The organism is Citrobacter sp. Cf087 (genome assembly GCF_030334285.1).
Lineage (GTDB): Bacteria > Pseudomonadota > Gammaproteobacteria > Enterobacterales > Enterobacteriaceae > Citrobacter > Citrobacter freundii.
The window spans coordinates 43,701-56,467 of the sequence record NZ_JAOWED010000020.1; the positions used below are offsets into that span (position 1 = coordinate 43,701).

Genomic DNA, 12,767 nt, shown 5'->3' on the forward strand with positions numbered 1-12,767 from the left:
TTTACCTAAAAAATAAAAACACTGTTTCATTTATTAAACAAAAAACACCATTCAACACATCAATATAAATTTTAGTCTTCAAGCGCAGATACAAAAAAAGCGCCATAAGGCGCTTTTTTTCTGACAGCTGAAACTTACTTGCTGCCTGGGATGCTGAAACGCTTGTTGAAGCGATCAACACGGCCACCGGTAGCAACATCACGCTGCTTGCCAGTATAGAACGGGTGGCACTTGCTGCACACGTCGAGGTTCAGATCGTGACCGACAGTAGAGCGGATTTTAATGACGTTACCGCAAGAGCAGTTTGCAGTAATTTCTTCGTATTTCGGGTGAATATCTTTTTTCATGGGAAAACCTCGGTTTAAGGCCGCGTCGCTCTTCCAGCCCTAACGCCAGACACCACGCGATGTTAATAGTATAGGTCAGTGATACAAATTTGTATCAAAGGCGGCGAATCATACAGAAATTAACCTGCTCATGCAAACTGATCCGCATTCTACCCTCCACTAATGTGTATACTAACCCGCCAGATTTCAAGTCAGGATGATTCAATGCCCGTTGCGCACGTTGCCTTACCTGTTCCGCTACCTCGCACCTTTGACTACCTCCTGCCGGAAGGCTTGAGCGCCAAAGCCGGGTGTCGTGTACGCGTGCCTTTTGGCAAGCAGCAGGAGCGCGTGGGTATCGTCCTGTCCGTCAGCGAGCACAGTGAACTACCGCGGAGCGAATTGAAAGCCGTTCTCGAAGTGCTGGACAGCGAACCGGTCTACTCGACCTCTGTCTGGCGTCTGCTGTTGTGGGCGGCGGATTATTATCATCATCCTATCGGTGACGTACTGTTTCACGCTCTGCCAATTTTACTGCGCCAGGGACGTCCGGCGACAAACGCGCCCATGTGGTACTGGTTTGCCACTGAAGAAGGCCAGGTTATTGACCTCAACAGCCTGAAGCGCTCTCCCAAGCAGCAGCAGGCGCTGGCTGCGCTACGCCAGGGAAAAATCTGGCGCGACCAGGTGGCTGAACTGGAATTTAATGACGCCGCATTACAGGCACTGCGGAAAAAAGGGCTGTGCGAGCTGGCGAGCGAAACGCCAGGCTTTAGCGACTGGCGTACGCACTACGCGGTTTCCGGTGAGCGTCTGCGGCTGAATACCGAACAGGCCACCGCCGTCGGGGCGATCCACAGTGCATCTGACAGTTTTAGCGCCTGGCTATTAGCGGGCGTGACGGGATCGGGTAAAACAGAGGTCTATTTAAGCGTACTGGAAAATGTGCTCGCCCAGGGCAAACAGGCGCTGGTAATGGTGCCGGAGATTGGCCTGACGCCGCAAACTATTGCCCGTTTTCGCGAACGCTTCAATGTGCCGGTCGAAGTTCTGCACTCGGGTTTAAATGACAGTGAACGTCTTTCGGCATGGCTGAAGGCGAAAAATGGTGAAGCGGCAATTGTTATCGGCACGCGCTCGTCGCTGTTCACGCCGTTTAAAAATCTGGGCGTGATTGTCATCGACGAAGAGCACGACAGCTCTTATAAACAGCAGGAAGGCTGGCGTTATCATGCGCGCGACCTCGCGGTTTATCGCGCCCATAGCGAACAAATTCCTATCATTCTCGGCTCAGCCACCCCAGCGTTGGAAACGCTGTGCAATGTGCGGCAGAAAAAATACCGCATGTTGCGCCTGACGCGCCGTGCCGGGAATGCACGCCCAGCCACTCAGCACGTGCTGGATCTCAAAGGTCAGCAGGTACAGGCCGGGCTCGCCCCTGCGCTTATCGCCCGTATGCGCCAGCATCTGCAGGCGGATAACCAGGTGATCCTGTTTTTAAACCGCCGGGGTTTTGCGCCTGCCCTGCTGTGCCACGACTGTGGCTGGATTGCTGAATGCCCGCGCTGCGATCACTACTACACGCTGCATCAGGCGCAACACCATCTGCGCTGCCATCACTGCGACAGTCAGCGTCCGATACCGCGTCAATGCCCTTCCTGCGGCTCAACGCACATGGTTCCGGTAGGACTCGGCACCGAACAGCTTGAGCAGGCTCTGGTGCCTTTTTTCCCCGGCGTGCCAATCTCACGCATCGATCGCGACACTACCAGCCGCAAAGGCTCGCTGGAGCAGCATCTGGCGGAAGTGCATCGCGGCGGCGCGCGAATCCTGATCGGCACGCAAATGCTGGCGAAAGGCCACCATTTCCCGGACGTCACCCTGGTGGCGTTGCTGGACGTTGACGGCGCGCTGTTCTCCGCAGATTTCCGGTCGGCAGAACGCTTCGCCCAGCTCTACACGCAGGTTTCCGGGCGTGCCGGTCGCGCCGGGAAGCAGGGCGAAGTGGTACTGCAAACGCACCACCCTGAACATCCGCTGCTGCAAACCTTGCTGTATAAAGGGTATGACGCCTTTGCCGAGCAGGCGCTGGCAGAGCGACAAACGCTCCAGCTTCCCCCATGGACCAGCCATGTGATCGTGCGGGCAGAAGATCACAACAACCAGCATGCGCCGATGTTCTTACAGCAGTTACGAAATCTGATTCAGGCCAGTCCGCTGGCCGATGAAAAACTGTGGGTGTTAGGCCCAGTTCCCGCCCTGGCGCCCAAACGTGGCGGTCGCTATCGCTGGCAAATTTTGTTGCAGCACCCGTCGCGAATTCGCCTGCAGCATATCGTCAGCGGAACGCTGGCGCTGATTAATACGTTACCCGATGCACGTAAGGTTAAATGGGTGCTGGATGTCGATCCCATCGAGGGATAATCCCTCACGATGCGAGGCGGATCGTAAAATTAAATATCCATCACACTTTTTATGAAAATTCTGTAACCGCTTCCATTCACTATCTGATAAAAATGTTTCAGATGAAGGCTATTCAAGGACGAGTCTGTGCCAGCAGCTCTCTGGCGAGGAGAAAGAGTGAAACCGAATAAGCAGGTTGCCGCCGCTACGATGAAAGATGTTGCTCTGAAGGCGAAAGTCTCAACGGCAACCGTATCCCGCGCATTAATGAACCCAGACAAAGTCTCGCAGTCAACCCGTAACAAGGTTGAGCAGGCAGCGCTTGAAGTGGGATATTTACCCCAATCAATGGGGCGTAACGTTAAGCGTAATGAATCGCGTACCATTCTGGTGATTGTGCCGGATATCTGCGATCCGTTTTTTAGCGAAGTGATTCGTGGCATCGAAGTCACCGCCGCAGAACAGGGATATCTGGTGCTTATCGGCGATTGCGCGCACCAGAACCAGCAGGAAAAAACCTTCCTTAACCTCATAATTACCAAGCAGATCGATGGCATGGTGCTGCTCAGCTCGCGCCTGCCGTTTGATGCCAGCGTGGAAGAGCAACGCAACTTGCCACCGATGGTTATGTCCAACGAGTTCGCGCCAGAGCTGGAACTGCCCACCGTGCACATTGATAACCTCACCGCCGCCTTCAACGCGATGAACTATCTGCTGGAACTGGGGCATAAACGCATTGGCTGTATCGCTGGGCCCGAAGATATGCCGCTGTGCCATTATCGTCTGCAAGGTTACGTTCAGGCACTACGTCGCAGCGGAATTACTGTCGATCCGCATTTCATCGCGCGCGGTGACTTTACCTATGAAGCGGGAGCCAATGCGCTTAAACAGCTCTTGGCGCTACCACAGCCGCCTACCGCGGTCTTTTGTCACAGCGATGTCATGGCGCTTGGCGCCCTCTCTTACGCCAAACGTCAGGGTCTGAAGGTGCCCGACGATTTATCGATTATCGGCTTCGATAACATTTCGCTCGCGGAATTTTGTGATCCACCCCTGACAACCGTCGCACAGCCGCGTTTCGATATCGGACGTGAAGCTATGCTGTTACTGCTCGATCAATTACAAGGACAGAACGTCAGCAGTGGCTCACGATTACTGGACTGCGAGCTTATTATTCGGGGCACTACCCGGGCACTGACGTAAAGTAAAGTGCTTTCGGACTCCCCTGTCTGGTCAAAGGCCCGCCGCTTAAGTAACATGGCGGGCTGACGAACGAATAAATACAGCGAAACGATAGTGGCACAACGAGATTATGTACGTCGCGGCCAACCGGCACCTTCGCGGCGCAAGAAGAGCACATCACGGAAAAAACAACGCAATACGCCTGCGGTATCGCCCGCAATGGTTGCTATTGCTGCAGCCGTACTCGTGACCTTTATCGGTGGTCTGTACTTCATTACGCATCACAAGAAAGAAGAGTCCGAAACGCTGCAAAACCAGAAAGTCACCGGTAATGGCATCCCGCCAAAACCGGAAGAGCGCTGGCGATACATTAAAGAGCTGGAAAGCCGTCAGCCTGGCGTACGTGCGCCTACCGAACCGTCTGCCGGCGGCGAGGTGCTGAACGCCGATCAGCTAACCAATGAGCAGCGCCAGCTATTGGCGCAAATGCAGGCTGATATGCGTCAACAGCCAACGCAGCTCAACGAAGTGCCGTGGAACGAACAAACGCCTGAACAACGCCAGCAAACGCTGCAGCGCCAGCGTCAGGTACAGCAACAGCAATGGGCCAACACGCAGCAGCAGGCTCAACAGCCGCGCACGCAACCACGGGTAGCGGAACAGCCTTACCAGCAGCCGCAAACGCGTACGGCGCAAACCGCGCCGGTACAGCAGCCGAAAGCACAGCCAAAACCGGCGGCGCAACAGCCGTATCAGGATTTGCTGCAAACGCCTGCGCATACCACCGCCGCTCAGCCGAAAACGCAACCGGCCGCGCCAATAACGAATGAAACGCAGCCGCCAAAACAGACGGCGGAGAAAAAAGATGAACGCCGCTGGATGGTTCAGTGCGGGTCATTTAAAGGCGCTGAGCAGGCAGAAACCGTGCGCGCGCAGCTGGCCTTTGAAGGGTTCAACTCGCGTATTACCACCAATAACGGCTGGAATCGCGTGGTCATTGGTCCGGTCAAAGGCAAAGAGAATGCCGACAACACCATCAGCCGCCTGAAGGTTGCTGGTCACACAAACTGCATTCGACTCGCCACTGGGGGTTGAAACCCCCAAAATCCCCCCCATCTATACTTGCATTACGCCCCGCATACTGTGCGGGGCCTGTACATTGCATTTGTAACCAAGGGGTCTGCTCGTGACAACAATAGTAAGCGTACGCCGTAACGGCCATGTGGTAATCGCCGGTGATGGTCAGGCCACACTGGGTAACACCGTAATGAAAGGCAACGTGAAGAAAGTCCGCCGTCTTTACAACGACAAAGTCATCGCGGGCTTTGCGGGCGGTACTGCGGATGCATTCACGCTGTTTGAACTGTTTGAACGCAAGCTGGAAATGCACCAGGGTCACCTAGTGAAGGCTGCCGTTGAACTGGCAAAAGACTGGCGTACAGACCGTATGCTGCGCAAACTCGAAGCGCTGCTGGCCGTCGCAGATGAAACGGCATCGCTCATCATCACCGGTAACGGCGACGTCATCCAGCCAGAAAACGATCTGATTGCCATCGGCTCCGGCGGTCCCTACGCCCAGGCTGCTGCACGCGCTCTGCTGGAAAACACCGAGCTTGGCGCACGCGAGATTGCTGAGAAAGCGTTGGATATTGCAGGGGATATCTGCATTTATACCAACCACTTCCATACCATCGAAGAATTGAACTCCAAAGCGTAAGGATCCCCCATGTCTGAAATGACCCCACGCGAAATTGTCAGCGAACTGAACAAACACATCATCGGCCAGGATAACGCTAAGCGTTCCGTGGCGATTGCCCTGCGTAACCGCTGGCGTCGTATGCAGCTCAACGAAGAGTTGCGTCATGAAGTCACGCCGAAAAACATTCTGATGATTGGCCCGACCGGCGTCGGTAAAACCGAAATCGCCCGTCGCCTGGCAAAACTGGCCAACGCGCCGTTCATCAAAGTTGAAGCAACCAAATTCACCGAAGTTGGCTATGTTGGTAAAGAAGTTGACTCGATCATCCGCGATTTGACCGATGCTGCCATTAAGATGGTCCGCGTTCAGGCAATCGAGAAAAACCGCTTCCGTGCCGAAGAGATGGCGGAAGAGCGCATTCTCGACGTGCTGATCCCACCGGCTAAAAATAACTGGGGACAGTCAGAGCAGCCGCAGGAACCTTCTGCAGCGCGTCAGGCGTTCCGTAAAAAACTGCGTGAAGGCCAACTGGATGATAAAGAGATCGAAATCGATCTCGCGGCCGCACCGATGGGCGTTGAAATCATGGCGCCTCCGGGAATGGAAGAGATGACCAGCCAGCTGCAGTCCATGTTCCAGAACCTGGGCGGTCAGAAGCAAAAACCGCGTAAGCTGAAAATCAAAGACGCGATGAAACTGCTGATTGAAGAAGAAGCGGCCAAACTGGTGAACCCGGAAGAGCTGAAACAAGAAGCTATCGACGCCGTTGAGCAGCACGGGATCGTGTTTATCGACGAAATCGACAAAATCTGTAAGCGCGGTGAATCCTCCGGCCCGGACGTGTCCCGCGAAGGCGTACAGCGCGACCTGCTGCCGCTGGTTGAAGGCTGCACGGTGTCCACCAAGCACGGCATGGTGAAAACCGATCACATCCTGTTTATCGCCTCTGGCGCATTCCAGGTGGCGAAACCGTCCGACCTGATCCCAGAACTGCAGGGTCGTCTGCCGATTCGTGTGGAGCTGCAGGCGCTGACCACCAGCGATTTTGAGCGTATCCTTACCGAACCGAATGCCTCCATCACCGTCCAGTACAAAGCGCTGATGGCGACTGAAGGTGTGGACATCAACTTCACTGAATCCGGTATTAAACGCATTGCCGAAGCGGCCTGGCAGGTCAACGAAACCACCGAAAACATCGGTGCACGTCGTCTGCATACCGTTCTGGAACGTCTGATGGAAGATATTTCCTATGATGCGAGCGATTTGAACGGCCAAAGCATCACAATTGATGCCGAATATGTGAGCAAACATCTGGATGCGCTGGTCGCAGATGAAGATCTGAGCCGTTTTATCCTATAATCGCGTTCAATGCATTTTCATCACTGTTGATGGGGCTGATAAAGCCCCATTTTTATTGGCGCTAAATATGACTGAACAACAACAAATTAGCCGCTCACAAGCCTGGCTGGAAAGTTTACGACCTAAGACCTTACCGCTCGCCTTCGCGGCGATCATCGTCGGTACGGCATTAGCATGGTGGCAAGGATACTTCAATCCGCTGGTTGCTCTGCTGGCATTGATTACGGCGGGATTGCTGCAAATTCTGTCCAATCTCGCTAACGACTATGGCGATGCCGTCAAAGGCAGCGACAAGCCCGACCGCATAGGACCGCTGCGCGGTATGCAAAAAGGGGTCATCACCCAACAGCAGATGAAGCGGGCGCTGATCGTCACCGTGGTCTTGATCTGCCTGTCCGGTCTGGCCCTGGTTGCTGTGGCCTGTCACACGCTGGCAGATTTTGTCGGCTTCCTGGTGCTCGGCGGCCTGTCGATCATCGCCGCAATCACCTACACCGTAGGCAATCGCCCTTACGGATATATCGGTCTGGGCGATATTTCCGTGCTGGTGTTCTTCGGCTGGCTGAGCGTTATGGGAAGCTGGTATCTGCAGGCGCATACGTTGATTCCGGCGCTCATTCTGCCTGCTACCGCCTGCGGCCTGCTGGCAACTGCCGTGCTCAACGTCAACAATCTGCGCGATATCAACAGCGACAGAGAGAACGGCAAGAACACGCTGGTCGTGCGTTTAGGCGCTGTCAATGCCCGCCGCTACCACGCCTGTCTGCTGATGGGCACGCTGGTCTGTCTGGCCCTGTTTAACCTATTCTCACTGCAAAGCCTGTGGGGATGGCTGTTTATCCTCGCCGCTCCGCTGCTGATTAAACAGGCGCGATACGTGATGCGTGAGATGGATCCTGCGGCAATGCGCCCAATGCTGGAACGCACCGTGAAAGCGGCATTGTTAACTAACCTGCTGTTTGTCGTTGGAATTTTCTTAAGTCAGTGGTCTCTTTAACTGACAAATATCAATTAACAATTGATGATTTTGCCAACAGTACACATAGCGCGATATACTAAAAATTCTCGCAGCAACTGAACGTTGAGCCTATGAAATACGATACATCCGAGCTTTGTGACATCTATCAGGAAGATGTCAACGTCGTGGAACCACTGTTCTCTAACTTTGGAGGACGGTCGTCGTTTGGCGGACAAATCATCACGGTAAAATGTTTCGAAGACAACGGGTTGCTGTACGATCTGCTCGAACAAAACGGCCGTGGTCGCATTCTGCTGGTCGATGGCGGCGGTTCTGTCCGTCGTGCGCTGGTCGATGCCGAACTGGCTCGACTGGCCGTACAGAATGAATGGGAAGGTCTGGTCATCTACGGCTCAGTCCGTCAGGTAGACGATCTGGAAGAACTGGATATCGGCATTCAGGCGATTGCCGCCATTCCGGTCGGTGCCGCAGGGGAAGGTATTGGAGAAAGCGATGTACGCGTCAACTTTGGCGGCGTAACGTTCTTCTCTGGAGACCACCTGTACGCCGACAACACCGGGATAATCCTCTCCGAAGACCCGCTCGATATCGAGTAAAGAAAACACCGCAATTCGGTGTGATGCCAGTCGGTTAAACAACTGACTGGCTTTTTTTTTGCCACACCACCCTTCCGATTCCCCCATCCAGCGCATTGACGAAGAAAAAACTCTCTCTATACCTAATGATGAATCCCATCACTCTCATCACGAGGTCATCATGCATATCGATCTGACAGGTAAAAAAGCGCTGGTCACCGGAGCCAGTCGTGGATTAGGGCGCGCCATTGCACTGTCGCTGGCGAAAGCCGGTGCTGATGTTGTTATAACCTATGAAAAATCTGCGGAGAAAGCCCAGGCCGTTGCCGATGAAATTACAGCACTTGGCCGCCATGGTGAGGCGATTCAGGCAAACAGTGCAGACGCTCAGGCGATTCAGAATGCCGTAAACCGCACGGTACAGTCACTCGGAGGACTGGATATCCTGGTCAACAACGCAGGGATCGCACGCGGCGGCCCGCTGGAGTCGCTGTCACTGGAAGACATCGACGCATTGATTAACGTGAACATCCGTGGCGTGGTAGTTGCCATACAGGCCGCGCTACCGCATCTCCCTGAAGGTGGGCGAATCATCAATATTGGCAGTTGTCTTGCCAACCGCGTCGCCCAGCCGGGGATTGCCGTCTACGCGATGACTAAATCAGCGCTCAACTCGCTAACCCGTGGCCTGGCTCGTGATCTCGGCCCACGAGGCATTACCGTTAATCTTGTCCATCCCGGCCCAACGGACAGTGATATGAACCCGGCAGATGGCGAGCAGGCAGAATCCCAACGACAGCTTATTGCGACAGGGCATTACGGAACACCGGAGGATGTTGCAGCGGCGGTGACGTTTCTGGTAAGCCCAGCGGCTGGGCAGATTTCCGGCACCGGTCTGGACGTAGATGGGGGTTTGAATGCCTGAAATTAACGTTGTGTTGCGGTAAAACGATTGTATTGCCGGATGACGGCTTACGCCTTATCCGGCCTACACAGGAACGATTACGCAATAGATTTCGTGTTGTAGCAAGGCGGCAAACGAAGGTATCCCCAGGAGCGTAGTAACTACGTGACTGGGGTAACTGAGCGCAGCCAACGCAGCTACGGCACGAAAGATGAAGCGTAATTAGACTTCTTCCATACGACCCAGCAGGGCATGCAGACGATCCTGCCAGCCATTCTGCTGTTCTTTCAGGTTGTTGTTCTCACGCTCCAGCTCTTCACGCTGCTGCTGTGCAGTCTGAACTTCCTGCGACAGTGAGTTGTTCTTTTCTTTCAGCTCTTCGATTTCCATCTGTAACAACGTGATGGTATCAATCGCCTGCTGTACTTTTGCTTCCAGTTTCTCAAACACTTCTAATGACATCGTCATACCTCTCCTGAATTGCAAGGCGTTGATGGATAAAAATCCTCGTCCCGATAACCGGCGACGCCTTAATAAAAACGAGCGCACTCTACTTAACACCGATTGTATGAAGCCGCGTCATCGCTGTCCAGCGGCATCCCGCGCAGATTGCGGTTTGCAACACTTTTAGTCTTTCTCCTGGTGACATGACTGTCATAACTCTTAAGTGTTAACAGATTGATCAGTGAAATGATTCAGCTCACACTATTTTTGTATAACAAATACCGCACAATGGCGCGAAAACGCTCATTTTGTTGATGCAGTACACACATTTTAATTTCGATATTTCTCGTTTTTGAGCGTTAACGATAAATTAACAGTGTGCCTACCGGCTCCGGGGATGTCAGTGACCTTCTCGCACACAATAAACATTAAACTCTCTTCAGGATCCGATTATGAGTCAAACCTCAACCTTAAAAGGCCAGTGCATTGCTGAATTCCTCGGTACCGGGTTGTTGATTTTCTTCGGTGTGGGCTGTGTCGCTGCACTCAAAGTAGCTGGTGCTACTTTTGGTCAGTGGGAAATCAGTATCATCTGGGGTCTGGGGGTAGCGATGGCTATCTATCTGACCGCAGGTGTTTCTGGTGCACACCTGAATCCCGCGGTAACCATCGCACTCTGGCTGTTCGCCTGTTTTGATAAACGCAAAGTTGTCCCTTTTATTATTTCGCAAATTGCCGGCGCCTTTTGCGCAGCGGCATTGGTTTACGGGCTTTATTACAATCTTTTCATCGATTTTGAACAAACCAACCATATCGTGCGTGGCACTACCGAAAGCCTGGGTCTGGCGGGTACTTTCTCCACCTATCCGAATCCGCATATCAATTTTGTGCAGGCCTTCGCGGTTGAAATGGTCATTACCGCTATTCTAATGGGGCTGATTCTGGCTCTGACCGACGATGGTAACGGTGTACCTCGTGGTCCGCTGGCACCGCTGCTGATTGGCTTATTAATTGCCGTTATTGGTGCTTCCATGGGTCCGCTGACAGGTTTTGCGATGAACCCGGCACGTGACTTCGGACCGAAACTCTTCGCCTGGATGGCCGGATGGGGTGAGATTGCCTTCACAGGTGGTCGCGATATCCCTTACTTCCTGGTTCCGGTATTTGGCCCGATTACCGGCGCGATTTTGGGCGCATGGGCATATCGCAAACTGATTGGTCGCCATTTACCGTGCGATGTCTGCGTGATTGAAGAAAAAGACGCGGCGGCCAACACTCAACAAAAAGCTTCGCTGTAATGTGACTACGGGACAAAAATTATGACTGAAAAAAAATATATCGTTGCGCTCGACCAGGGCACCACCAGCTCCCGCGCGGTCGTAATGGACCACGATGCGAATATCGTTGCCGTTTCACAGCGCGAATTCGAGCAAATCTACCCGAAAGCAGGTTGGGTAGAACACGACCCAATGGAAATTTGGGCAACCCAAAGCTCTACGCTGGTTGAAGTTCTGGCGAAAGCCGATATCAGTTCCGATGAAATTGCAGCGATCGGTATTACCAACCAGCGTGAAACCACCATCGTCTGGGAGCGTGAGACCGGTAAACCAATCTACAACGCCATTGTGTGGCAGTGTCGTCGTACCGCAGATATCTGCGAAAAGCTTAAGCGCGATGGCATGGAAGAATACATCCGTAACAACACCGGCCTGGTGATTGACCCGTACTTCTCGGGCACCAAGGTGAAATGGATCCTCGACCACGTTGAAGGCTCGCGTGAACGCGCTCGTCGCGGCGAACTGCTGTTTGGTACCGTGGATACCTGGCTTATCTGGAAAATGACGCAGGGACGCGTACACGTCACGGATTACACCAACGCTTCACGTACCATGCTGTTCAACATCCACTCCCTGGACTGGGATGACACGATGCTGGATGCGCTGGATATTCCGCGCGCCATGCTGCCAGAAGTGCGTCGCTCTTCTGAAGTGTACGGTCAGACCAACATTGGTGGTAAAGGCGGCATTCGTATTCCTATCTCCGGTATCGCCGGTGACCAGCAGGCAGCTCTGTTTGGCCAGCTGTGCGTAAAGGAAGGGATGGCGAAAAACACTTACGGTACCGGCTGCTTCATGCTGATGAATACCGGTGAGAAAGCCGTTAAGTCCGAAAACGGACTGCTGACCACCATCGCCTGCGGACCGACCGGGGAAGTGAACTACGCGCTGGAAGGTGCGGTATTTATGGCTGGCGCATCCATTCAGTGGCTGCGCGATGAAATGAAACTCATCAGCGATGCATTCGACTCTGAGTATTTCGCCACCAAAGTGAAAGACACCAACGGCGTGTACGTCGTTCCGGCATTTACTGGCCTGGGTGCACCGTACTGGGACCCGTATGCACGTGGCGCCATCTTCGGCCTGACCCGTGGCGTAAACTCCAACCACATCATCCGCGCAACGCTTGAGTCTATCGCTTATCAGACGCGTGATGTTCTGGAAGCGATGCAGGCTGACTCCGGTATTCGTCTGCACGCCCTGCGCGTTGACGGCGGTGCGGTCGCCAACAACTTCCTGATGCAGTTCCAGTCTGACATTCTGGGCACCCGCGTAGAGCGTCCGGAAGTTCGCGAAGTCACCGCATTAGGTGCAGCGTACCTGGCTGGCCTGGCAGTAGGCTTCTGGCAGAATCTGGATGAGTTGCAGGAGAAAGCGGTCATCGAGCGTGAATTCCGTCCAGGCATCGAAACCACCGAGCGTAACTTCCGTTACAGTGGCTGGAAAAAAGCGGTCAAACGCGCCATGGCATGGGAAGATCACGACGAGTAATACGTCATTGCCGGATGGCTACTTTGGCTTATCCGGCAAAATCTTCGTGCGGGGGCAACCCCGCACAC

The 12,767-nt window shown here is 53.8% G+C and carries 12 protein-coding genes; 10 read left to right on the forward strand and 2 right to left on the reverse strand.

Going from position 1 to position 12,767, the window contains the following annotated elements; genetic code table 11:
* Positions 1-134: 134 nt before the first annotated feature.
* A complete protein-coding gene (gene rpmE, locus OGV57_RS01470) occupies positions 135-347 on the reverse strand; it encodes a 50S ribosomal protein L31 (protein ID WP_003028810.1) in 213 nt (70 codons plus the stop codon).
* Positions 348-551: 204 nt separating this feature from the next.
* Here rpmE and priA point away from each other — a divergent pair, with 204 nt between their 5' ends.
* The 8 genes from priA to OGV57_RS01510 all read left to right on the forward strand — a co-directional run bounded on the left by priA (position 552) and on the right by OGV57_RS01510 (position 9,448).
* Positions 552-2,750 (forward strand): primosomal protein N', encoded by a 2,199-nt coding sequence (gene priA / locus OGV57_RS01475; protein ID WP_054527933.1) that lies wholly within the window; start codon positions 552-554, stop codon positions 2,748-2,750.
* Positions 2,751-2,906: 156 nt separating this feature from the next.
* A complete protein-coding gene (gene cytR / locus OGV57_RS01480) occupies positions 2,907-3,932 on the forward strand; it encodes a DNA-binding transcriptional regulator CytR (RefSeq protein ID WP_003028807.1) in 1,026 nt (341 codons plus the stop codon).
* A gap of 93 nt (positions 3,933-4,025) precedes the next feature.
* Positions 4,026-5,006 (forward strand): cell division protein FtsN, encoded by a 981-nt coding sequence (gene ftsN / locus OGV57_RS01485; RefSeq protein WP_003840513.1) that lies wholly within the window; start codon positions 4,026-4,028, stop codon positions 5,004-5,006.
* A gap of 91 nt (positions 5,007-5,097) precedes the next feature.
* Positions 5,098-5,628 (forward strand): ATP-dependent protease subunit HslV, encoded by a 531-nt coding sequence (hslV, locus tag OGV57_RS01490; RefSeq protein ID WP_003028805.1) that lies wholly within the window; start codon positions 5,098-5,100, stop codon positions 5,626-5,628.
* Positions 5,629-5,637: 9 nt separating this feature from the next.
* Positions 5,638-6,969 (forward strand): ATP-dependent protease ATPase subunit HslU, encoded by a 1,332-nt coding sequence (hslU, locus tag OGV57_RS01495; protein WP_003028803.1) that lies wholly within the window; start codon positions 5,638-5,640, stop codon positions 6,967-6,969.
* A 67-nt stretch (positions 6,970-7,036) separates the two neighbouring features.
* Positions 7,037-7,966 (forward strand): 1,4-dihydroxy-2-naphthoate polyprenyltransferase, encoded by a 930-nt coding sequence (gene menA / locus OGV57_RS01500; RefSeq protein ID WP_003028801.1) that lies wholly within the window; start codon positions 7,037-7,039, stop codon positions 7,964-7,966.
* A gap of 92 nt (positions 7,967-8,058) precedes the next feature.
* The gene (gene rraA / locus OGV57_RS01505; protein WP_003028798.1) at positions 8,059-8,544 is read left to right on the forward strand and encodes a ribonuclease E activity regulator RraA; all 486 of its coding nucleotides are present in this window, start codon (positions 8,059-8,061) and stop codon (positions 8,542-8,544) included.
* Between the two features lie 160 nt (positions 8,545-8,704).
* The gene (locus OGV57_RS01510; RefSeq protein WP_044701846.1) at positions 8,705-9,448 is read left to right on the forward strand and encodes an SDR family NAD(P)-dependent oxidoreductase; all 744 of its coding nucleotides are present in this window, start codon (positions 8,705-8,707) and stop codon (positions 9,446-9,448) included.
* Positions 9,449-9,649: 201 nt separating this feature from the next.
* Here the strand turns inward: OGV57_RS01510 and zapB are convergent, their stop codons facing one another.
* Positions 9,650-9,895 (reverse strand): septal ring assembly protein ZapB, encoded by a 246-nt coding sequence (zapB, locus tag OGV57_RS01515; protein ID WP_088732415.1) that lies wholly within the window; start codon positions 9,893-9,895, stop codon positions 9,650-9,652.
* A gap of 428 nt (positions 9,896-10,323) precedes the next feature.
* Here zapB and OGV57_RS01520 point away from each other — a divergent pair, with 428 nt between their 5' ends.
* Both OGV57_RS01520 and glpK read left to right on the forward strand, forming a co-directional pair.
* Positions 10,324-11,169 (forward strand): MIP/aquaporin family protein, encoded by an 846-nt coding sequence (locus tag OGV57_RS01520; protein ID WP_003028793.1) that lies wholly within the window; start codon positions 10,324-10,326, stop codon positions 11,167-11,169.
* A gap of 21 nt (positions 11,170-11,190) precedes the next feature.
* Positions 11,191-12,699 (forward strand): glycerol kinase GlpK, encoded by a 1,509-nt coding sequence (gene glpK / locus OGV57_RS01525; RefSeq protein WP_003028792.1) that lies wholly within the window; start codon positions 11,191-11,193, stop codon positions 12,697-12,699.
* Positions 12,700-12,767 lie beyond the last annotated feature (68 nt).